19 protein-coding genes and 1 tRNA gene are annotated in these 20568 nt (G+C 66.5%); 7 read left to right on the top strand and 13 right to left on the bottom strand.

Annotation, left to right across the window (positions count from 1 at the left end):
* Positions 1–145: 145 nt before the first annotated feature.
* Positions 146–218: transfer RNA gene (locus CKJ85_RS09835), tRNA-Lys, on the bottom strand.
* A gap of 117 nt (positions 219–335) precedes the next feature.
* A complete protein-coding gene (locus tag CKJ85_RS09830; protein ID WP_095554227.1) occupies positions 336–1838 on the bottom strand; it encodes an acetyl-CoA hydrolase/transferase family protein in 1503 nt (500 codons plus the stop codon).
* A gap of 320 nt (positions 1839–2158) precedes the next feature.
* Here CKJ85_RS09830 and dusB point away from each other — a divergent pair, with 320 nt between their 5' ends.
* Both dusB and CKJ85_RS09820 read left to right on the top strand, forming a co-directional pair.
* A complete protein-coding gene (dusB, locus tag CKJ85_RS09825; protein WP_095554213.1) occupies positions 2159–3331 on the top strand; it encodes a tRNA dihydrouridine synthase DusB in 1173 nt (390 codons plus the stop codon).
* A gap of 121 nt (positions 3332–3452) precedes the next feature.
* Positions 3453–4175, top strand: coding sequence for a PhoU domain-containing protein (locus CKJ85_RS09820; protein ID WP_095278734.1), 723 nt, complete (start codon positions 3453–3455; stop codon positions 4173–4175).
* Positions 4176–4243: 68 nt separating this feature from the next.
* Here the strand turns inward: CKJ85_RS09820 and pstB are convergent, their stop codons facing one another.
* From pstB to mshD, 5 genes are all read right to left on the bottom strand, one after another.
* A complete protein-coding gene (gene pstB / locus CKJ85_RS09815) occupies positions 4244–5017 on the bottom strand; it encodes a phosphate ABC transporter ATP-binding protein PstB (protein ID WP_095278685.1) in 774 nt (257 codons plus the stop codon).
* Positions 5018–5053: 36 nt separating this feature from the next.
* Positions 5054–5893, bottom strand: a complete 840-nt coding sequence (gene pstA, locus CKJ85_RS09810) for a phosphate ABC transporter permease PstA (protein WP_233127033.1) — start codon at positions 5891–5893, stop codon at positions 5054–5056.
* Between the two features lie 142 nt (positions 5894–6035).
* Positions 6036–7109: a phosphate ABC transporter permease subunit PstC gene (gene pstC / locus CKJ85_RS09805; protein WP_095554212.1), complete on the bottom strand. Its 1074-nt coding sequence runs from the start codon at positions 7107–7109 to the stop codon at positions 6036–6038.
* Positions 7110–7269: 160 nt separating this feature from the next.
* The gene (gene pstS, locus CKJ85_RS09800) at positions 7270–8400 is read right to left on the bottom strand and encodes a phosphate ABC transporter substrate-binding protein PstS (RefSeq protein WP_095554211.1); all 1131 of its coding nucleotides are present in this window, start codon (positions 8398–8400) and stop codon (positions 7270–7272) included.
* Positions 8401–8672: 272 nt separating this feature from the next.
* A complete protein-coding gene (mshD, locus tag CKJ85_RS09795) occupies positions 8673–9542 on the bottom strand; it encodes a mycothiol synthase (RefSeq protein WP_095554210.1) in 870 nt (289 codons plus the stop codon).
* A gap of 22 nt (positions 9543–9564) precedes the next feature.
* Between mshD and CKJ85_RS09790 the strand changes: the two genes are divergently transcribed.
* Positions 9565–10368, top strand: a complete 804-nt coding sequence (locus CKJ85_RS09790; RefSeq protein ID WP_158221638.1) for an LmeA family phospholipid-binding protein — start codon at positions 9565–9567, stop codon at positions 10366–10368.
* Between the two features lie 69 nt (positions 10369–10437).
* A complete protein-coding gene (locus tag CKJ85_RS09785; RefSeq protein ID WP_095554208.1) occupies positions 10438–11091 on the top strand; it encodes an FABP family protein in 654 nt (217 codons plus the stop codon).
* On the opposite strand, the gene CKJ85_RS09780 is transcribed toward CKJ85_RS09785, so the two are convergent.
* Positions 11088–11999: an aminodeoxychorismate lyase gene (locus CKJ85_RS09780; RefSeq protein ID WP_369825039.1), complete on the bottom strand. Its 912-nt coding sequence runs from the start codon at positions 11997–11999 to the stop codon at positions 11088–11090. The genes CKJ85_RS09785 and CKJ85_RS09780 overlap by 4 nt on opposite strands.
* Before the next feature lie 41 nt (positions 12000–12040).
* Here CKJ85_RS09780 and CKJ85_RS09775 point away from each other — a divergent pair, with 41 nt between their 5' ends.
* Together CKJ85_RS09775 and CKJ85_RS09770 are read left to right on the top strand one after the other, a co-directional pair.
* On the top strand, positions 12041–13087 hold the full coding sequence (locus CKJ85_RS09775; protein ID WP_095554206.1) for a folate-binding protein YgfZ: 1047 nt from the start codon (positions 12041–12043) through the stop codon (positions 13085–13087).
* A 128-nt stretch (positions 13088–13215) separates the two neighbouring features.
* Complete coding sequence (locus tag CKJ85_RS09770; protein ID WP_095546739.1) at positions 13216–13419, top strand: DUF3073 domain-containing protein; 204 nt, start codon at positions 13216–13218, stop codon at positions 13417–13419.
* A gap of 110 nt (positions 13420–13529) precedes the next feature.
* Here the strand turns inward: CKJ85_RS09770 and purM are convergent, their stop codons facing one another.
* The 3 genes from purM to CKJ85_RS09755 are packed head-to-tail and all read right to left on the bottom strand — an operon-like array spanning position 13530 to position 16542.
* Positions 13530–14603 carry a phosphoribosylformylglycinamidine cyclo-ligase gene (gene purM, locus CKJ85_RS09765; protein WP_095554205.1) on the bottom strand — a complete coding sequence of 358 codons (1074 nt, stop codon included), beginning with the start codon at positions 14601–14603 and terminating at the stop codon, positions 13530–13532.
* Positions 14596–16101 (bottom strand): amidophosphoribosyltransferase, encoded by a 1506-nt coding sequence (gene purF, locus CKJ85_RS09760; RefSeq protein ID WP_095278695.1) that lies wholly within the window; start codon positions 16099–16101, stop codon positions 14596–14598. The genes purM and purF overlap by 8 nt, the downstream gene beginning before the upstream one ends.
* A gap of 39 nt (positions 16102–16140) precedes the next feature.
* A complete protein-coding gene (locus CKJ85_RS09755) occupies positions 16141–16542 on the bottom strand; it encodes a sterol carrier family protein (RefSeq protein WP_095554226.1) in 402 nt (133 codons plus the stop codon).
* Between the two features lie 16 nt (positions 16543–16558).
* On the opposite strand from CKJ85_RS09755, the gene CKJ85_RS09750 reads away from it, so the two are divergent.
* Positions 16559–17566 (top strand): acyl-CoA thioesterase, encoded by a 1008-nt coding sequence (locus CKJ85_RS09750; protein WP_095554204.1) that lies wholly within the window; start codon positions 16559–16561, stop codon positions 17564–17566.
* Between the two features lie 164 nt (positions 17567–17730).
* Here the strand turns inward: CKJ85_RS09750 and CKJ85_RS09745 are convergent, their stop codons facing one another.
* A complete protein-coding gene (locus tag CKJ85_RS09745) occupies positions 17731–18267 on the bottom strand; it encodes a hypothetical protein (protein WP_095554203.1) in 537 nt (178 codons plus the stop codon).
* Positions 18268–18285: 18 nt separating this feature from the next.
* Complete coding sequence (purL, locus tag CKJ85_RS09740; RefSeq protein WP_095554202.1) at positions 18286–20568, bottom strand: phosphoribosylformylglycinamidine synthase subunit PurL; 2283 nt, start codon at positions 20566–20568, stop codon at positions 18286–18288.

Below are 20568 nucleotides of genomic sequence, written 5' to 3'. Positions count from 1 at the left end.
CAGGGGTTTACAAGCAATTAGTCATACCTAATAAGTTTGGCATGTATGGGTGATGGCGGGATGGGATTACGGGGGCGTCGATAAGCACCTTGCCCCCTACATACGCGCAAACCCCCGGTCCGGGAAAGACCGAGGGTATTCACGGTGGGCCCTGCGGGGATCGAACCCGCGACCTGCGGATTAAAAGTCCGTAGCTCTACCAGCTGAGCTAAAGGCCCATGCGAAACATAGTAGCGGGCCACATACGCGGGGCGGAAATTGACCGACGCACGCAACCAAACGCCCGCGCTACCAGCATGAATCAAACGGGGGTAGCCCGGGCGAAAGGGTTCACCTTACTTCTGCATCGTGCCCGTCTCCATGATGCGGTTGTGGAAGTCGAAGGCGTGGCGCAGGTCGTGCGGGGTGGCCTGGTACTTGCACTTGGCAGCCTGCTCCACGTACTCCTCAAGCAGCGGGCGGTACGACGGGTGGGCGATGGAAATCATCTTGGCCACACGGTCGCGCGGAGCCAGGCCACGCAGGTCGGCCACGCCGTACTCGGTAATGAAGACCATGGCGTCGTGCTCGGTGTGGTCAACGTGCGAGACCATCGGCACGATCGCGGAGATCGCGCCGTCCTTGGCCACCGACGGGGAGATGAAGGAGGAGATGTAGGCGTTACGAGTGAAGTCACCGGAGCCACCTAGCGCGTTCATCAGGCGGGAGCCGTTGATGTGCGTGGAGTTCGCGTTGCCGTAGATGTCCGCCTCGATCATGCCGTTGGAGGCGATCAGGCCCGTGCGGCGAATGACCTCCGGGTGGTTGGAGATGGACTGCGGGCGCAGAATGATGGACTCGCGGTACCGCGCGGCCTCCTCGTTCATCTTGTCCGCGTACTCCGGAGAGAGGGAGAACGAGGTCGCGGAAGCGACGGTCATCTTGCCCGCGTCGATCAGGTCGACCATGCCGTCCTGAATCACCTCGGTGTAGGCTTGGATGTTTTCAAACTTGGAGTCCATCAGGCCTGCCATCACGGCGTTCGGGACGTTGCCCACACCGGACTGCATGACGTAGCCGTCGTACGCCAGGCGGCCGGCCTTGACCTCGTTCTCTAGGAAGTCCAGGAAGTTGCCAGCGATCTGCTCGGAGGTCTCGTCCGGGGCCTTGAACGGGGCGTTGCGGTCCGGGTCGTTGGTGTGGATCACAGCGACGACCTTTTCCGGGTCGATCTCGATAAAGGAGGTGCCGATGCGGTCGCCACACTTGGTAATCGGGATCGGGATGCGGTTCGGCAGCGGCGGCACAGTCCAGATGTCGTGCATGCCCTCAAGTTCCTCGGACTGCCACTCGTTGACCTCAATGATGATCTTCTTCGCGGCGTTGAGGAACTCCACGGAGTTACCCACGGAGGACGACGGGACGATGTTGCCCTCCTCCGTAATACGGACTGCCTCGACGATGGCCAGGTCGACCTCGCCAAAGAAGCCCTGCTCCACCATCATGCCGGAGTGCGAAAGGTGGATGTCCTGGAACTTCATCTCGCCGGCGTTGATCTTGCCGCGCATGGTCGGGTCCGACTGGTACGGCATGCGGTAGCGCAGCGCGCCCGCCTCCGCCATCACGCCATCGCACTCCGGTGCCGTGGACGCGCCCGTGTAGACGTCAATGCTGAAGTCCTGTCCCTTGTCGTGCGCAGCCTTCGCTTTCTCTGCGATGACGCCCGGCATGGCCTTAGGGTAGCCGGCGCCGGTGAAGCCGGACATGCCGACCTTGTCGCCGTGGTTGACAAACTGGCCCGCCTCTTCGGCGGTCATGACCTTGTCACGAAGCTTTGCGTTGGCGATACGGTCGCCCATGTTCATCCCTCACTTGTGTTTGTCGGTACGGAATAACAACTCCACTGTATTGTGACCTAGCCCGCATTGCCAGCACGCGAGCGCGCACACCTCTCCGCTTCGCACCACCCCGAAAATTGGTATTACCAGCAGCTTCGCAGGTCGCGGGGGCTTCAGGACGCTTATCGACGCCACACCACCCCCACAAACCAGACCCCTCATCCCCCGACGTCACCCCCAAAGGGGGTGGAACGTTACGCACTGCGACCCCTCTCGCAGCCACGCCACAGGGTCACCAGCGAATTGCACTTATCCCCTCCCAACAGGAACAATAGAGAACCATGACAGCACCGACGACCAGCGCAGGCCCCGCGCTACGCATCGGCGGGATGGACCTGGACTCCCCCGTCATCCTGGCCCCCATGGCCGGGGTGACCAACATGCCATTTCGCGTCCTGTGCCGCGAGATCGAGCAGGAGCTCACCGGAACCAGCTCCGGGCTCTACGTCTGCGAAATGATCACCGCGCGCGCCATGGTGGCCCGCAACCCGAAGACACTGCACATGACCACCTTCGCGGACGTGGAGACGCCGCGCTCGATGCAGCTCTACACCGTGGACCCCAAGTTCACGTATGACGCGGTGCGCATGATCGTGGAGGAAAACATCGCCGACCACGTCGACATGAACTTCGGCTGCCCCGTCCCCAAGGTCACCCGCAAGGGCGGCGGCTCCGCTATCCCCTACAAGCGCCGCCTGTTTGGCAACATCGTCGCCGCCGCCGTGCGCGCCACCGAGGGGACCGACATCCCCGTCACCGTGAAGTTCCGCATGGGCATTGATGCTGAGCACCACACCCACCTCGATTCTGGCCGCATTGCCGCCGAGGAGGGCGCGGCCGCCGTCGCCCTGCACGCCCGCACCGCGGCGGAGCGCTACTCCGGCACCGCGCACTGGGACGAGATCGCCCGGCTGGTCGAGCACATGGACGGCACCGGGGTGCCCGTCATTGGTAACGGCGACATCTTTGCTGCCGGCGACGCGCAGCGGATGATGCAGGAGACCGGCTGCCACGGCGTCGAGGTCGGCCGCGGGTGCCTCGGAAGACCGTGGCTGTTCGCCCAACTCGGCGCGCAGCTGCGCGGCGAGGAAGTTCCGGAGGAGCCGACGCTGGGCAAGGTCGCCCGGATCCTCTACCGGCACGCCGAACTGCTCGCGGACCACGACGGCGAGGAGCACGCCTGCCGCGACATCCGCAAGCACACCGGCTGGTACCTGCGCGGATTCCCCGTGGGCGGTGAGTTCCGCAAGGAGCTCGCGCAGGTGACGTCACTCGGCCAGCTGTGGGACCGGCTGGCACCGATTGCAGATTCTGATGCGAAGGCGGAGCAAGCTGACAGCGCGCGCGGCCGCCAGGGCGGGTCCTCCAAAGTCGCGCTGCCAGAAGGATGGTTGGATGATCCCGAAGATGACGCGGTCCCACAGGGCGCGGAAATTGAAAACAACGGCGGGTAGCCCGGAGGCACCGAACGCACGCGAGCCCGAGGAGCCCTCGGAGCACGCCGCGCCTGCCCACGCAAGCGAGGCGGGTGACGGGGGTGACGGTGGCGTCGATAAGCATGACGGCCCGACGCAGCTGCGGACCGCGTACCGCGAGCACCTCGAGGCGTTCAACGCGGATTTGCTCGAAATGTGTGACCGGGTGCGGGCGGCGATGGCGCAGGCCTCCGAGGCCTTGCTGCGCCAGTCGCTCGAGGGCGCGGAAGACACGCTGTCGCAGGTCGACGCACTGCGCGAGCTCAAGACCCGGTGCGAGGAGCGCGGCATGAGCCTGCTTGCGCTCGAGAGCCCCGTGGCTTCTGACCTGCGGCAGGTGCTGTCGTCGATCTACATTGTGGAAAACCTGTCGCGCATGAGCTCCCTCGCCATGCACGTGGCCACGCTCACGCGCGCACGCCACCCGGATGCCGTAGTGCCCGGCCCGCTCGCCGGCTTCATGGAGGAGATGGCGCGGCTCTCCGACGCCATGGTGGCCCAGACCCGCGAGCTCCTCCTCCACCCCGACGCGGAGTGCGCGGCGCAGCTGCACACGATCGACGAGGACATGGACGACATGAAGGCGTACCTGCTCAACCTGGTCACCGCCCCGGAGTGGGAGTACAGCAACCGAGAGGCCGTGGATGTGGCCATGGTGGTGCGGTACTACGAGCGCTTCGCCGACCGATGCGTCAACGTGGGCAACCGCATTGTCTTCCTGGTCACGGGGCTGCAGCCGGAGCAGTACCGAGAGCAGCGCGACGGCGACTACGACTTGAAGGAAAAGTTCGCCACGATCGAGCGTCGCTTTACCCGCAAGTAGTACCGAGACATGCGACGGCGCCCCGGATTGCTCCGGGGCGCCGTACTTTGTGCGGGGACTGTCGGCCCTTAGCCGAAGCGGCCGGCGATGTAGTCCTCGGTCTCCTTCTTCTCCGGGTTTTCGAAGATGGTGGTCGTGTCGTTGAACTCGACCAGGTTACCCGGCTTGCCGGTTGCCTCGAGGGAGAAGAACGCGGTCTTGTCGGACACACGGGCTGCCTGCTGCATGTTGTGGGTCACGATGACGATTGTGTAGTCGGCCTTCAGCTCGTGGATGAGGTCCTCCACCGCGAGGGTGGAGATCGGGTCGAGCGCGGAGCAGGGCTCGTCCATGAGCAGGACCTCGGGGCGCACAGCGATCGCGCGGGCGATGCAGAGGCGCTGCTGCTGGCCGCCGGAGAGGCCGCCGCCCGGCTTGTCCAGGCGGTCCTTAACCTCGTCCCACAGGTTCGCGCCGCGGAGGGACTCCTCGGCGACCTCCTTGAGCTTCTTCTTGTTCTTCTCGCCGGAGAGCTTCAGGCCAGCGACAACGTTGTCCTCGATGGACATGGTCGGGAACGGGTTCGCCTTCTGGAACACCATGCCGATGGTGTTGCGGACGGACACCGGGTCCACGTTCTTGCCGTAGATGTTGTGGCCGTCGAGCAGGATCTCGCCCTTGACGCTGGCCTTGGGGATGACCTCGTGCATGCGGTTCAGAGTGCGCAGCACGGTGGACTTGCCGCAGCCGGACGGGCCGATGAAGGCGGTGACGGCCTGTGCGGGGATCTTCATGTTGACGTCGCGGACGGCGTGGAAGTCGTCGTAGTAGATGTTGACGTCGTTGAGTTCGAGCTTAGACATCGGGGATTCTCCTCAGATGATGGTTGTGCGGGGCGGTTACTTCTTCACGGAGTACTTCTTGGCAATCGCGCGTGCGAGCAGGTTGAGCACGACGACGATGACTACCAGGGTGAGGGCTGCGCCCCACAGGCGTTCTGCGGCAAAGCCGGTTGCACCGGACTTCCACATTTCGAGCATGAACAGCGGAAGCGAGGACTGCGGCTCGCCGAACAGGCCGAACCAGTTCAGTGCCGGGGTGGAGCCGACGAGGATCAGCACCGGAGCGGACTCGCCCATGACGCGGGCCACGGCGAGCATGATGCCGGTGACGATGCCGGACAGGGCGGTCGGCAGCACGATGCGCAGGATGGTCTTCCACTTCGGCACGCCGAGCGCGTACGATGCCTCGCGCAGGTCCATCGGGACGACACGGAGCATCTCCTCGGTGTTACGCACCACCAGCGGGACCATCAGCAGGATCAGGGAGAGCGACACGGCGAAGCCGGAGCGCTCCATGCCCAGGATGGTGATCCAGAGTGCGTAGATGAACAGCGCGGCGACGATGGACGGCACACCGGAGAGGATGTCCACCATGAAAGTGGTGAGCTTGCCCAGTTTGTTGCCGTTGGAGTATTCGACCAGGTAGACGGCGGTGAACACGCCGATCGGGATGGAGATCAGCGACGCGATGAGCGTCTGCATCAGGGTACCGGCGATTGCGTGGAGGGCGCCGCCGCCTTCCTTGGACATGCGGACGCCGACCATATCGTCGGTCCACCAGCCAAGGTCGAGCACCGCGGGGGCACCGCGGAGGATCACGGTGATCAGGAGCCAGAGCAGCGGCACGAGCGCGATGATCATGCACAGCCACATCAGGCCGCCCATGACGGAATTCATGGTCTTACGGCCCGAGGAGATGTCGGTGAAGGGGTTGTCTTTCGCGGAGCGAGTGCTTTCCGACGCCACGTTGGCCGTCGCGTTGCCCGCGCCCTGAGCACCGGCGTTGTTGGGAACTGCTGTAGACATTCGCTTGCCTGCCTTACTTCTTGTTGACGATCGCGCGGGCGATCGAGTTGACAACAAAGGTCAGCACGAACAGGACAAGGCCTGCCGCGATGTAGGCACCAGCAGAGATTGGGTTGTTGAACTCTGCGGATGCGTTCGCGATGGCGGTAGCGAAGGTGGTGCCACCGTCAAAGAGCGAACCACGGAAGTCATTGGCCGGCGCGACCACCATGTAGAGCGCCATCGTCTCACCAAGCGCGCGGCCGAGGCCGAGCATGGAGCCGGCGATGAAGCCGGAGAGGCCGAACGGGATGACGGTCATGCGGATGACTTCCCAGCGCGTTGCGCCGAGCGCCAGTGCGGACTCGATCTGCCCCGGAGGGGTCTGGACGAAGATCTCGCGGGCGGTGGCCGCGATGATCGGCAGGATCATGATGGCCAGGACGATGCCACCGGTGAGCATGTTGCGGGCCGTGGAGAACGGCGGGGAATTCTGGTAGGTGGCGAACAGGAAGAAGCCACCGCCCCAGGAGTTGATCCACTCGTAGAACTTGCCCAGGGCCGGGCCGAGCACCTGCGCGCCCCAGAGGCCGTACACGATGGAGGGGACCGCGGCGAGCATGTCCACGAGGGTGCCCAGTGGGCGCACCAGGTTCTTCGGCGCGTAGTTGGAGAGGAAGAGCGCGATGCCGAGTGCGACCGGCATGGCGAGGATCAGCGCGATGAGGGAGATCATCACGGTGGAGAAGAACAGGTTCGGGATACCGAACTGCATTGCGTCCAGGTTGGCAGTCTGCCAGTTGCCGCCGTAGGTGAAGAAGCCACCGACGCCGCCTTCGTTTCGACTCAGCGGCGGGATCGCCTGGATCACCAGGAACAGGCCGATCGCGATAATGATCACAGTGATCAGCGTTGCCGAGGCGGTCGAAAGGAATTCAAATACGCGGTCGCCCGGGCGCTTCACGCCCGCGCCGGAGGTCGTTTCCACCGGGGCCGCCTTGGTGGTTTGTACCGGCGTACCGGTAGCGGACTGGACCTCGGGCTGCGCAGGCGCAGCCGTCGACCCCACTCGGCGGTCGTCCGCCGGAGTCATTTCGTTGTCAGCCATGGTTACTGGTCCTTATACGGTTGAAAAGAGGGGGAGCCAAGCTCCGAATGTTCAATTTTTTGGTAACGGTTTGCACACTTGGTGTTAACCGTGCCCTCACATGGGCGTGCCCCCCGCAACGGCATTCGCCGCGTTGGGGGGCACCACACCGCCAAGTGGCTTACTGGATGGCGTTGACTGCCTCGCGCAGGCGCTCAGCGTGTGCGCCGGCGACCGGGATGAAGCCCTCAGCTGCGAGCTCGTCATCCTGGGAGTCCAGAGCAACGTTCAGGAAGTCCTTCACCATCTTGGAGGTGGACTCGTCGTAACCAGCGGAGCAGACGATCTCGTAGGTGGTCAGCACCAGCGGGTATGCGCCCTCTGCGTCGGTCTTGAACAGCTTGTCAGCGTCGACGACCATGTTGTGACCCTCGGTCTTGAACTCCAGGGTGTCCAGGGTCTTCTCAACGGACTCGTCGGTCAGCTCGACCGGGCCGGAGCCGAAGTCGATGTTGGCCTTCTTGTCAGCGAAGCCAGCCTCGACGTAGGTGATTGCGCCCGGGGTGTTGTTGACCTCGGTAGCAACGCCGGAGGAGCCGTTCGCACCGGTACCGACCTCGCCCGGGAAGGACTTGCCGGAGCCGGTCCACTTGCCGTCCGAAGCAGCAGCCAGGAACTTCTGGAAGTTGTCGGAGGTGCCGGACTCGTCAGAGCGGTAGAACGGCTTGATCTCCTGGTCCGGCAGTTCAGCGTCCGGGTTGGACTCGGCCAGAGCCGGGTCGTTCCAGTTGGTGATGTTGCCCTGGAAGATGTCGACGATGTTGTCGACGGTGAGGTTCAGCTCGTCAACGCCGTCCAGGTTGTACGCGATGGCAACCGGGCCGATGACGAACGGCAGGTGCCATGCCTCGTTGCCACCGCAACGCTCAGCGGCAGCCTCAACCTGGTCGTCCTTCAGCGGGGAGTCGGAGCCAGCGAACGCAGCCTGGTTAGCGATGAAGTTCTTCTGGCCGGAGCCGGAACCGGTGGCGTTGTATGCCAGGGTCGCGCCCGGAACTTCCTCGGCGTAGCGAGCTGCGAAGTAGTCCATTGCGTTCTGCTGAGAGGTAGCACCCTCGCCGACCAGCTGGCCCGTCTGGCCGGAGAGCTCTGCGCCGGCACCCTCGGATTCGGAGCCCTCAGCGGCGGAGGAAGCCTCGGAGGAGGTGTCGGTGGAGTCAGAGTCAGAGGAATCGCCACAAGCGACGAGGGCTGCGGAGGAGACTGCGACGGCGCCGATGATGGCGGCGGTGCGCTTAAAGTTGCGGTTCACGGGATACCTTTCCGGTGCTTAGTTAGTTACCACTCGAGCATCGGTGCCACTCTCGGCCGGTTTTGCCCACAGCGAGGTGGACGAAACTCTTTCCGATTACTCACGGTTACTCAACCTAGAAGTCAGCGGTTAACCCCGAGTGTCCAGTTTGGTAAACAATCGGTGAACTTCTACAACACGCCCGAAAAAGCCTGATAAAACACTGCGGATGCGATGAATGTCACACACTCAGGGGTTGACTCACACCCCCTTAGCCCCACTAGCAACAGCAGTTACGCGCTTTCCGACGCCCCGCCGTACACCACGTGCCGCTCCGCCACAGCAAAGCCGAGGCCCTCGTACCGCGCCACAGCCGGCGCGTTATCCGCCTCCACGTACAGGATGACGCGCTCCCTCCCCTCCCCCACCAAGTGGGAGAGTGCAAGCTGCATCAGCGGGGCGCCGAGCCCGCGGCCACGGTAATCATTGGCCAGGCCGACGACGTACAGCTCGCCCGTACCGTCCGGGTGCACCTTGGTCCAGCTGAAGCCCGCGAGCTCGTCCCCGCAGGAGAGGAACCAGACCCCCTCCGGGTCAAACCACTCCACCCGCATCGCGCGGTGGAGGCGTTCCAGGTCCCACCCGCCCTGCTCGGGGTGCCAGGAAAACGCCTCGTTGTTGACGCGCAGCCACTCGCGCTCGACCGCGTCCTGCTCGCCCGCCGTGTTCGCGCTAGCAAGGGTGCGCGCTTGGTAGCCATCCGGGAGCGTGAGCTGCGCTGCGTCCCGCAGATCGTCCCCCTCGCACGCCATGACCAGGAGCTCGCGCGTGGGCTCCAGCCCCAGCGACTCCGCCAGGGCGCGCGCCCCCGGCAGATTGCCGTGCGCCCACAAGCCAGCGTCGGGACGCTGCTCGAGCACCCGGCGCGCCAGCTCGGCACCGATTCCGCGACGGCGGGCCTCCGGGTGCACCACCAGCTCCGCGGAGCCGTCCGGGGCGATCGACGCCAGGCCCGCGAGCCCACCGGGGACGTCGGTGGAAGGGGTGGTGAGGAGGGAGTGGTTCAGGGTGGCGTCGCTAAGCGCCTGCTCGAACGCCTCGGAGAATGGGGCGACCCCGTCGGCGTCGGTGGCTGCGTGGAGGATGGTGCTGTAATCGTGCATGGACCCAGGCTACGGTACAAGTATGCAATTGAAGCGAAGTGCGGCTGTCGGGGTCGCGGCGATCGCGCTGCTGAGCTACCTCGCGGACACGGCGGCGGGGATGCGCGCCGAGCAGGCACTCTCCGCGCGCGCCGCTGAGCTGGGCGAGCTGTCCACCGCCCCCGCTGCGTATGTCGGCGGCCTGCCTTTCGGCCGCACCGTACCCCGCATCACCGTCGACGCCCTGGATGTGCCCGTTGCCGGCGTCGGCGTGGGCAACGTGGGCATCAAGCTTGTCGACGTCACCCTGCCCCACCCCCGCACCGCGCACCTCGTGGACGACCTGCCCGGCGCGAAGGCGAGCCTCGTGCGCCGCATCGTCCGGCTCGACGGCGTGGCCTTCGGGCAGCTGCTGGGCATGACGAACCTGGACATCGCGAGCCCCTACGACATCTCCCCGTCCGGCGGCGGCGCGAGCGAGGCGCGGCTGACCGGCACCATTCCTGGCACGGAGGACCCCGTGACGGTGGTGGTGACGCTGCGAATCGACGGCACGAAGTTTGTCATGCGCCCGAGTGAGCTCGTGGACGTCCCCCCGGAGCTCACCGACCGCGCCGTGCAGGCGTTCAGCCTGGAGCGCGACACCCGGGACCTGCCGCTCGGTGGCCCCGCCGACTGCGTGCAGCTCACCGGCGGATCGATCGAGTTTTCGCGGGACCGTATTAATACCGTCGTGGAGGAGACGGACCTTACCCCGCTCCTGCGGGACCCGTCGACGGACGAGGGCGCCCGGCAGGCGGAGGATTCGCCGCTGGCGTCGGACGCGGAGGAGGCGTCGGCAAGCTAGGCAGGCTAGGCAAGCTCGGCAAGCGAGGCAGAGTGCGGTCGCGGCACGCCAGCGACTACCCTGGCTGGCATGGCTGATACAGAGAACACCACTCCCGAGAACACCGGCTCGCTCAACGGCAACGACGCCGTCAACCTGGCCGCGGAGCAGTCGAAGAACACGGCGCACCGAAACATCCCGGCGCTGGGCTTTGAGGACTTCCCGCTGGAGGAGGACACGGCGAACCTGCGCCAGGGTCCGAGCCTGCACGACGGGCTGCTGGCGCTGTTGCCGCTGGTCGGCGTGTGGACCGGCACCGGCCAGGCCAACGACAACGGCGAGGAGTACGCCTTTGGCCAGCGCCTGGTGGTCTCTCATGACGGCGAGAACTACCTGCGCTTCGAGTCGCGCATCTGGCGCATCGACGAGGACGGCAACGCCACCGGCGCCGACCAGCGCGAGGTGGGCTTCTGGCGCATCTCCCTGAAGGACGAGATCGAGGTGACCCTCACCAACTCCCGCGGCCTCGTCGAGGTGATGTACGGCGAGCCGGTCAACGAGCGCGCCTGGCAGCTGCAGAGCGCCACCACCCTGGCCACCGAGTCCGGCCCGAAGCAGCACGGCGCGGGCAAGCGCCTCTACGGGCTCATGCCCAACAACAACCTGGGCTGGGTCGACGAGCGCGCCGTCGGCGGCGAGATGGTTCCCTACATGTCCGCCGAGCTCAAGCGCATCGCCGGCTAAGCCCTATCCAGCGCGGCGACGATCAGCTTTTGCACCTCCGCCGCGTTGTCCGGCGCCGGCAGCTTCTTCCCGTTCAGCTTGCGCACCCGCGCGTACATGCGCGTGGAGCTGACCAGCCAGACGGATTCCGCCTTCAGCAGCTCACTGAGGTACATGTCCTTCTGCTTACACTTCCACCCCTTCTTCTCCGCGTGCGCGAACAGCGCCGCTTGGGTGGTGCCGGGCAGGATCCCCGGCCCCGGCTTCGGGGTGCGCAGCCGCCCGCCCTTCTTCACAATCACCACCGTCGAGGTCGCGCCCTCCAGGACGCGGTCCGTCTCCGGGTCGATATAGATGACGTCGTCGTACCCCTCTCCGCGGGCCCACCGCAGCGCCGCCATGGACGCCGCGTAGTTCAGCGTCTTCGCGCCCACGCGCATCCACGGGACCTCCGCCTCCCCGCCTTCGCCGCGGTTGATGGTGTAGCCGCGCGGAGTGGTCACCACGCTCACTCCGTTCTTGCGCTCCTCCAAGACCGAGTCCGGGATCGGCCGGATGGTCAGCCACGCAGTGGGCACGCCGGTGGTCTCGCGCCCGCGCGACATGGTCCAGACGCACTTCGCGTCCACGTCCTGCGCAGCAAGCCCACGTTCACGCACGTAGTCGGCCACCGCCTCCCGGGTCGCCTTGATCCAGTGCTCCCTGCCGGGGTCGGGCAAGTCGAGGGTGGCGGCGGAGCGCCGGAACCGCTCCACGTGCTGCTCCAGGTTCGCGGGCTCGCCCTTGCGGATGAGGATCGTTTCAAAGATCCCGTCGCCGCGCGTCACAGCCGCGTCGTCCCAGAAGATGTGGGGCGTGTTCGCGTTTTGTCTGCGCACGGAGCCGCCGAAGGGCTCGACGAGGTAAATGACCGGAGCGGGTGGGAGCATTGATGCCATACTGTCCCATTATGCCCGTATGATCGGGGTCTATGTCGTATTCGTCCGATCTTTTACAACTGCCCGGCGCCACCCCCATCGAGTCCAACCCACTCGCCGAGGGAGTGGCCTGGCACTACGGCAATCCGCTCGCGGAACAGCAGGGCCTGCGCGTCATCGATCGCTCGCACCGCCGCGTCATCGCCGTCTCCGGCCCCGACGCCGCCGAGTTCCTGAACAACCTGCTTTCGCAGAAGCTTATCGACGCCACGCCGTCCCTCACCGCCGCCGCCCTCGACCTGGACATCCAGGGCCACATCCTGCACCACGCCGACCTCGCGCTGGTGGACGGCACGTTCTACCTCGACGTCCCGCCCGCGCAGTTCGACTCCTTCGTGGACTACCTGCGCAAGATGGTGTTCTGGTCCGACGTGACCGTGGAGGAGGCCGACTTGGCCATCTTCACCCTGCTTGCAGACGACGCCGAGTTCCCCGCCATCGACGAGGCCGTCTTCACCCGCCACGTCAGCGACTTTGCGCCCGCCCGTCTGGACGTGGCGGTGCCGCGGGGGGAGGCGCTTGGCGTGGCCAAGCGACTCCACGAGCACGGCGTGGCGTACGCCGGCATGATGGCGTTTACGGCCGCGCGGGTGCGCAACGTCGAACCCGAGCTGGGCGTGGACCTGGACGAAAAATCCATCCCGCACGAGGCGCCGCGCCTGATCAACCGCGGCGAGCACATCGGGGCCGTCCACCTGAACAAAGGCTGCTACCGCGGGCAGGAGACCGTCGCGCGCGTGGAAAACCTCGGCCGCTCCCCTCGCCTGCTGGTCATGCTGCAGCTCGACGGCTCCGCGCCGCACGACCCGCAGCCGGGCGAGACCATCACCTCCAACGGGCGCAAGGTAGGCCGACTGGGCACCGTCGTCCAGGACGCCGAATACGGCCCGGTCGCGCTCGGACTGGTCAAGCGCTCCGCCCTCACCGCCCCGCTGGACATCGAGGGGGTCGCTGCGAGCGTGGATCCGGACTCGCTGCCTACCGACGAAGGCGAGAAGCTTGGCCGTCTCGCGGTGGACAAACTGCGCCGCGGGCGTTAATCCCAGCTCAGGGGCCGGGTGAGCATTTTCGTGGCGTACAGGCTATTATGTCCCCCAGGACAATAACTATCGAAAGTATGAGGCCGCCTTCTTAGGCCGCCCTAGAACCACCTCAAGGGGGTCACGCCATGGGCCGCGGACGCGCCAAAGCAAAGCAGACCAAGGTTGCTCGCCAACTTAAGTACAACACGCCTGAAATGGACCTCGATTCTCTGCAGCGTGAGCTTGCAGGCAAGGCACCGCAGCGGCGTTGGGACGAGGACGACGACGAGGTGGATGAGCAGTACGCCGAGTACGCGGACTGGGACGATGATGACGAGGACCGGAAGTAAGTCCGCCCGGCCCCACAACGCCACCATTCACACCGTTTGAGCACAAGCACCCGGTAACACCGGGTGCTTTGTTTATGCGCGGGGTGCGCCGCGCCTAGTACTGCGGGCGCCTAGTACTGCGGGTGCTCGCCCACCAGCACTGCACGCTGGGTCTCGCCGTTGTCCGCAGCGCGGACCTCGCCGAGGACCCAGGAGTCCACGTGGCGGGCGGCCAGGATCGCCAGCGCGCGGTCCCGGTCCTCCGGCGCGACGACGGCGACCATGCCGACACCCATGTTGAAGGTCTTCTCCATCTCCTCGTCCGGCACCTGGCCGACCGACTTGATGGTGCGGAAGATCTGCCCCGGCGTCCAGGTGGCGCGGCGCATCTCCGCAACCAGGCCCTCCGGGATGATGCGGACCATGTTGCCCGCCAGGCCACCACCGGTGACGTGGCAGAAGGTGCGGACCTCGCACTCGGAGGCCAGCTCGAGGCAGTCGCGGGCGTAGATGCGGGTCGGCTCCAGGAGCTCCTCGCCGAGGGTGCGGTCGAACTCCTCAATGTGGCCGTCAAGCGGCAGACCCGCCTTCTCCAGCAGGACGTGGCGCGCCAGCGAGTAGCCGTTGGAGTGCAGACCGGACGAGGCCATGGCGATAATCGTGTCGCCCTCGCGCACGCGGTCCGGGCCGAGCAGCTCATCCGCCTCCACGACGCCGACAGCGGTGGCGGAGACGTCGTAGTCGTCGGCCTCCATCACACCGGGGTGCTCCGCGGTCTCGCCGCCGAGGAGCGCGCAGCCGGCCTGGACGCAGCCTTCGGCAATACCGCCGACGATGTCCGCGATCTTCTCCGGCACGACCTTGCCGGTGGCGATGTAGTCCTGCAGGAACAGCGGCTCGGCGCCGCAGACGACCAAGTCGTCGACGCACATGGCGACCAGGTCGATGCCAATGGTGTCGTGCTTGTCCATCGCCTGGGCGACGGCCAGCTTGGTGCCCACGCCGTCGGAGCCGGCCGCGAGCAACGGCTCGCGGTACTTGCCCAGGGCGAACAGGCCGGCGAACCCGCCGATGCCGCCCTTGACCTCCGGGCGGGACGCACGCTTGGCGTGGTCCTTGAGCAGCTCGACGGCGCGGTCGCCGGCCTCGATGTCAACGCCCGCGGCGGCGTAGGAGACGGAAGGGTCGGAGTTCTGGTTAGTCATGTCGGGTGTCACCTTTCTGGATGCGCCGGACAAGGTCGGCGTTCGGGTTGCCGTCGGGAAGCCCGAGCGGGTAGTTGCCGTCGAAGCAGGCCGCGCAGAGGTTTTCTGCGGGGTGGTTTGTGGCGGCGATCATGTCGTCGATAGGCACGAAGGCCAAAGAGTCGGCGCCGATCATGGTGCGGATGGACTCGGCGACCTCCGCATCGGTGCCGCCGCGGCCGTGGTTGGCAATGAGCTCGCCGGGGCTGGCGAAGTCGATGCCGTAGAAGCACGGCCACTTCACCGGCGGCGACGCGATGCGCACGTGTACCTCGGCGGCGCCCGCCTCGTGCAGCATGCGGATCAGCTTGCGCTGGGTGTTGCCGCGCACGATCGAGTCGTCCACCACCACGAGCCGCTTGCCCTCGATGACGGCGCGCACCGGGTTCAGCTTCAGCCGCAGCCCGAGCTGCCGCAGCGTATCGGACGGCTGGATAAACGTACGACCCACGTACGCGTTCTTCATCAACCCCTGCTTGAAGGGGATCCCGGACTCCTCGGCGTAGCCGATCGCCGCGGGGGTGCCCGACTCAGGCACCGGCATGACCAGGTCGGCCTCCACCGGGGCGACTCGCGCTAATCGACGCCCAATCTCAACGCGGCTGGCATTCACCGTCTGGCCGTCCAGCACCGAATCCGGGCGCGCCACGTAGACGTACTCGAACACGCAGCGGGCCTGGCGCGGCGCCTCGGCGAACCGCTCGGAGCGGATACCGGTGGCGTCGATGGCCACGAGCTCCCCCGGCTCGATGTCGCGCACGAAGGAGGCGCCGACGATGTCCAGGGCGCACGTCTCGGAGGCGACAACCCAGCCGCGCTCCAACCGGCCCAGGGAGAGCGGGCGCACGCCGTGCGGGTCGCGGGCGGCGTAGAGGGTGTCGCCGTCGGTGACCATGAAGCAGAAGGCGCCCTTGAGGCGTGGGAGGAGGTCGAGGGCGGCGTCGATAAGCGTGTGCTCCCCGCGGATCCGGTCGGCGAGCAGCGCGGAAACGACCGCGGTATCGGAGGACGAGCCCTGGCCCTGCACGCCGTCGGCCGGGATGAGCTTGCGCTCGATCGCCTCGGCCTGCAGCTCCTGGTAATTGGTCAGGTTGCCGTTGTGCGCGAGCGCGACGTCCGTGCCGCTTGGCGAGGTACGGAACATCGGCTGCACGTTATCCCAGGAATTGCCGCCCGCCGTGGAGTAGCGCGTGTGGCCGATCGCCACGTCACCCTGGAGCGCGTCGAGGACGGACTCATCGAAGACCTGGCTGACCAGGCCCGTGTCCTTAAACACGACGATGTTGGAGTGATCGCCCACCGCAATGCCCGCGCCCTCCTGGCCACGGTGCTGGAGGGCGAACAAGCCGAAATAGGACAGTTTGGAGACGTCTTCACCAGGCGCCCACACGCCGAACACGCCGCACTCATCGCGCGGTGCGTCGTCGAGCTGCGCCCGGGAGTCCCCGTCATTTTCCATGCTCACGGTATGCACGGCCCTTACTTTAACGGACCGCGCCTACGAAAGGGCAATTACGGGCAACCCCCGCGCGATCTCGCCCGCCCGGGAGCCGGAGGCGTCGATCCTGCCCGCGGCCACCTCATCCTCAAACGTGCTGCGACCGGTGGCGATGCGCAGCCAGGTCTCCGGAGCCATCTCCACCACGTTCGGCGGGGTGCCGCGGGTGTGCCGCGGGCCCTCAACGCACTGCACCGCCACGAACGGGGGCACGCGCAGCTCCACCGACTTGCCCGGGAGTTCTTCGGCGAGGGTGCGGGCGGTGCGGCGGGTGGCGTCGGCAAGCAATGCCCTGCCGGGTGTCCCCCCTTGACCATCGAGCCACGCGGCAACCGCCGCCACCGCCTCGCGCGTTGCCGCCGGGTCCTGCTTCGAGCTTCTGCTGGGTGCCATAGCCCCCATACTAAGATGCCTAGCCATGACGAACACAGCAGTCCCCATGAACAGGTCGGCGTCCATCACGCTGCGGTTCATGGCATCGCCTACCGACGTCCTCATCGCCGGCGCCCAGGGCGTCTCGGGCGGCCGCGTCCTCGAATGGATTGATAAGGCCGCCTACGCCTGCGCCGCGCAATGGTCCGCCACCTACTGCGTGACCGCCTACGTGGGGCACATCCACTTCACCCGGCCAATCCCGTCCGGCCACATCGTGGAGGTGCGCTCCACGATCGCCATGACCGGGCGCAGCTCAATGCACATTGTCAACGAGGTGCTCTCCGCCGACCCCCGCGAAGGCAAGTTCACCCGTGCCTGCGACTGTCTCGTCATCTTCGTGGCCAAGGACCCGGAGACCGGCAAGTCCATGCCCGTGCCGACGTTCGTGCCGATTACCGACGAGCAGCGCCGCGTCGAGAAGGCCGCGAAGTCGCGCGTGGACCTGCGCAAGGCCATCGAGGCGTCCATGGAAGAGCAGACCTACACCGACGACGGCACCGCGCCGCGCCTGACCCACCGGTTCATGGCCAAGCCCACCGACGTGAACTGGGGCGGCAACGTCCACGGCGGCACCGCGATGGAATGGATCGACGAGGCCGGCCTCGCCTGCTCCATGGAATGGTCCGGCGAGCGCACCGTCGCCGTCTACGCCGGCGGCATCCGCTTCTACAAACCGATCCACATCGGCGACCTCATCGAGGTGGAGGCGCGCATCACGCGCACCGACTCCCGTTCCATCCACGTCTCCACCTTCGTCCGGGCCGGCGACCCGCGCGGCGGGCGCGACCAGCTCAGCAACGCCATCCACGCCTCGTTTACCTACATCGGCATCGACGTCGACGGCAACCCGCTGCCCGCGCGCCAGTTCGTGCCGGTAACTGACGAGGACAAGCGCCTCTGGGAGCACACCCAGACGCTCAAGGACCTGCGCGGCCAGTACGAGCCGGAGCCGCTGGTCGAGCGGCCGGGTCCCACGCAGCGGGTGGACTAGGGGCTGGGTTGTTGGCTGGGTAGCTGGGGTTGTTGGGGGTGCGCCGCTGGGTTTTTCGCTGCATAACCCCGTCGTCTAAATGGAGCTAGCTCCGTTTAGGGCTCACGGATCCGCACGACCTGGCGTTTCCCCGGCCGGGCAGGTCCAAATGGAGCTAGCTCCGTTTACGCCGTCCACCTGCAGCCGCCCTCCTGCAGTCGCGTCAGCACCCGAAACTGCAGCAAGACCGGATAGAGGTGCCCGAGTATCCCAACCACCAGCAAAACAACTGCGGCCACCCACCCGCCAGCCAACGCCGCCCACACCACAGCGACCATATGGAGCACCACCGCCCACGCATGCCCGGCAGCTGCCGCCTGCATATGCCGCGGATTCCTGCGGTCAGCAGCGCGAGACGCAGCAGTGCCAGATTCAGCAGCACCAAACCCGCGCATAGCAACAATCTGCCGGTTCCACCCAACCCGGGTGAGAAACGCGTTGAAGTGGTCCACACCCAGGCCCCGAGCAGTACTGGCGGAGAGAGAAAACCTGCCCCACACCGAGCATGGCAGCAGTCGATGCAAAGAGTCGCCGACGAAGGGCGCCAGCCCGAACCCCAGCAACGTCGCAGAAATGACAAAGCCCGCCGCGCCGGCACCTGTGGCACCGGCGACGACGGACATGCCGAAGATAGCGGCGAGCGTCAGCAGTAGCGCAACCACGTGACGCCCGCCTAGGCGCTACACGGCCGCGTTGGGCGCGTGCGCTGCAGCAAAGTGTGACGGAAGGGTGTCGGCCCAGGCGTCGCGAAGCTGCGCAATGGACAGCTGCTCGCCGCCGAAGTGCAGTTCGCCGTCCGCACGCGTGCTGCCGATCACCGCGGCCGGGACGCCCGCAGCACCGGCGCGCTCCACCAGCGCGTCCGCGCGGTCGGCGGTCACGGCGACCAGGACGCGGGACGCGGACTCCGAGAACAGCGCGGTGAACGCGTCCTCATGCACGGCAGCGAGGTCCAGGTCGGCGCCCTTGCCGGAGGCCTGGAGCATCTCGAACACGGCCTGCGACAGGCCGCCCTCGGACAGGTCGTGGGCAGCGGTCACGCCGCCGTGGTCGGCGATGTCGGCGAAGAACTGCGCCAAGCGCTCTTCGTTGGCCAGGTCCACCTTCGGCGGCACGCCGCCCAAGCCGGCGCCGGAGATGTCCTGCCACACGGAGCCGCCGAACTCGTCGGAGGTCTCACCGAGCAGGACCAGGGAGAACTCCTCCTCCGTCGAAGGCACGGCGTGCGGGTTCGCCTTCGCCACGTCGTCGATGACGCCGAGCACGCCGACGACCGGGGTCGGCAGGATCGGGGTCTCGCCGGTCTGGTTGTAGAAAGACACGTTGCCGCCGGAGACAGGAATGTTCAGCTCGGCGGCGCCGTCGGCAAGCCCGTGCACTGCTTCGCGGAACTGCCACATCACGTCGGGGTTCTCGGGCGAGCCGAAGTTCAGGCAGTTGGTCACCGCGACCGGGGTCGCGCCGGTAACCGCGACGTTACGGTAGGCCTCGGCCAGCGCCAAGCGCGCGCCCTGGTTCGGGTCGAGGTAGGTGTAGCGGCCGGAGGCGTCGGTAGCGATGGCGACGCCTCGGTTGGTCTCCTCGTTAATGCGCAGCACGCCGGAGTCTGCGCCGTGGGCCTGCACGGTGTTGCCGCGTACGTAGCGGTCGTACTGCTGCACGATGTAGTCGCGCGAGCACAGCGCAGGCGAGGCCACCATCTTCAGCCATGCGGCGGACGGCGCCTCCTGCTTGTTCACTTCGCCGCGTTCAGCGACCTCGTCAATCCAGTCAGGGCGGGCGTAGGGCCGCTCGTACACCGGGCCTTCGTCGATCGACGACGGCGGCGCGTCCAGCACGACCTCGCCACCGTGGGTGACCACGTAGCGGTCCTTCTCGTCGGTGACCTCGCCGATGACGGCGGCGCCCACCTCCCACTTCGCGCAGATCTCCATGAAGCGATCCACGTTCTCCGGGGTGACCACGGCGCACATGCGCTCCTGGGATTCGGAGGCGAGGATCTCGGCGGCCGACATGTTCTCGGCGCGCAGCGGGACGTTGTCCAGGTTGACGCGCATGCCGCCGTCGCCAGCCGCTGCCAGCTCGGAGGTGGCGCAGGCCAGGCCGCCGCCACCGAGGTCCTGGATGCCCACGACCACGCCGGCGTGGTAGAGCTCCAGGCAGCACTCGATGAGCACCTTCTCCGCAAACGGGTCGCCAACCTGCACGGCCGGCAGCTTGCGCTCCTCGCCTTCCTCGAAGGTGGCGGAGCCCAGCACGGAGACGCCGCCGATGCCGTCGAGGCCGGTGCGCGAGCCGAAGAGCACCACCTTGTTGCCGGTGCCGGAGGCGAAGGCGAGCTTCAGGTCCTCTACCTTCAGCGTGCCCACGCACAGGGCGTTGACCAGCGGGTTGCCGGCATACGCGGCGTCGAAGACAGTCTCGCCGCCGATGTTCGGCAGGCCGAGCGAGTTGCCGTAGCCACCAATGCCGTGGACCACGCCGGGCAGGACGCGCTTGGTGTCCTCGGCATCCGCCGGGCCGAAGCGCAGCTGGTCCATGACGGCGATCGGGCGCGCGCCCATGGCCATGATGTCGCGGACGATGCCGCCCACGCCGGTTGCGGCGCCCTGGTATGGCTCCACGAAGGATGGGTGGTTGTGGCTCTCCACGCGGAAGGTCACCGCGTCGCCGTCGCCGATGTCCACCACACCGGCGTTCTCGCCGATGCCGGCGAGGATCTTAGAGGCCATCTCCTCGGTCATCGTCTCGCCGAAGTAGCGCAGGTGCACCTTGGAGGACTTGTACGAGCAGTGCTCGGACCACATCACGGAGTACACGGTCAGCTCCGCGTCCGTGGGGCGGCGGCCAAGGATGGACTTGATCTTGTCGTATTCCTCGTCGCGCAGGCCCAGCTCCGCGTACGGCTGGTCCAGGTCAGGGGTTGCTTGCGCGTTCTCGACGGTGTCGTCGTGCACGGTCAT

The organism is Corynebacterium sp. NML 150383, assembly GCF_002285085.1.
Taxonomy (GTDB): domain Bacteria; phylum Actinomycetota; class Actinomycetes; order Mycobacteriales; family Mycobacteriaceae; genus Corynebacterium; species Corynebacterium gottingense.
The sequence above is the reverse complement of the archived record's forward strand: the minus strand, read 5'-3'. Positions and strand labels throughout refer to the sequence as shown.

What these genes read in the sequence shown, in the direction of transcription:
- pstC (WP_095554212.1), bottom strand. Translation starts at nt 7,109, where the DNA reads ATGGCTGACAACGAAATGACTCCGGCGGACGACCGCCGAGTGGGGTCG.
- purM (WP_095554205.1), bottom strand. Translation starts at nt 14,603, where the DNA reads ATGACTAACCAGAACTCCGACCCTTCCGTCTCCTACGCCGCCGCGGGC.
- CKJ85_RS09830 (WP_095554227.1), bottom strand. Translation starts at nt 1,838, where the DNA reads ATGGGCGACCGTATCGCCAACGCAAAGCTTCGTGACAAGGTCATGACC.
- CKJ85_RS09785 (WP_095554208.1), top strand. Translation starts at nt 10,438, where the DNA reads ATGGCTGATACAGAGAACACCACTCCCGAGAACACCGGCTCGCTCAAC.
- CKJ85_RS09790 (WP_158221638.1), top strand. Translation starts at nt 9,565, where the DNA reads ATGCAATTGAAGCGAAGTGCGGCTGTCGGGGTCGCGGCGATCGCGCTG.
- CKJ85_RS09770 (WP_095546739.1), top strand. Translation starts at nt 13,216, where the DNA reads ATGGGCCGCGGACGCGCCAAAGCAAAGCAGACCAAGGTTGCTCGCCAA.
- purL (WP_095554202.1), bottom strand. Translation starts at nt 20,568, where the DNA reads ATGACCGTGCACGACGACACCGTCGAGAACGCGCAAGCAACCCCTGAC.
- mshD (WP_095554210.1), bottom strand. Translation starts at nt 9,542, where the DNA reads ATGCACGATTACAGCACCATCCTCCACGCAGCCACCGACGCCGACGGG.
- purF (WP_095278695.1), bottom strand. Translation starts at nt 16,101, where the DNA reads ATGGAAAATGACGGGGACTCCCGGGCGCAGCTCGACGACGCACCGCGC.
- dusB (WP_095554213.1), top strand. Translation starts at nt 2,159, where the DNA reads ATGACAGCACCGACGACCAGCGCAGGCCCCGCGCTACGCATCGGCGGG.
- CKJ85_RS09750 (WP_095554204.1), top strand. Translation starts at nt 16,559, where the DNA reads ATGACGAACACAGCAGTCCCCATGAACAGGTCGGCGTCCATCACGCTG.
- pstB (WP_095278685.1), bottom strand. Translation starts at nt 5,017, where the DNA reads ATGTCTAAGCTCGAACTCAACGACGTCAACATCTACTACGACGACTTC.
- CKJ85_RS09780 (WP_369825039.1), bottom strand. Translation starts at nt 11,999, where the DNA reads ATGCTCCCACCCGCTCCGGTCATTTACCTCGTCGAGCCCTTCGGCGGC.
- pstA (WP_233127033.1), bottom strand. Translation starts at nt 5,893, where the DNA reads ATGAATTCCGTCATGGGCGGCCTGATGTGGCTGTGCATGATCATCGCG.
- CKJ85_RS09755 (WP_095554226.1), bottom strand. Translation starts at nt 16,542, where the DNA reads ATGGGGGCTATGGCACCCAGCAGAAGCTCGAAGCAGGACCCGGCGGCA.
- CKJ85_RS09775 (WP_095554206.1), top strand. Translation starts at nt 12,041, where the DNA reads ATGTCGTATTCGTCCGATCTTTTACAACTGCCCGGCGCCACCCCCATC.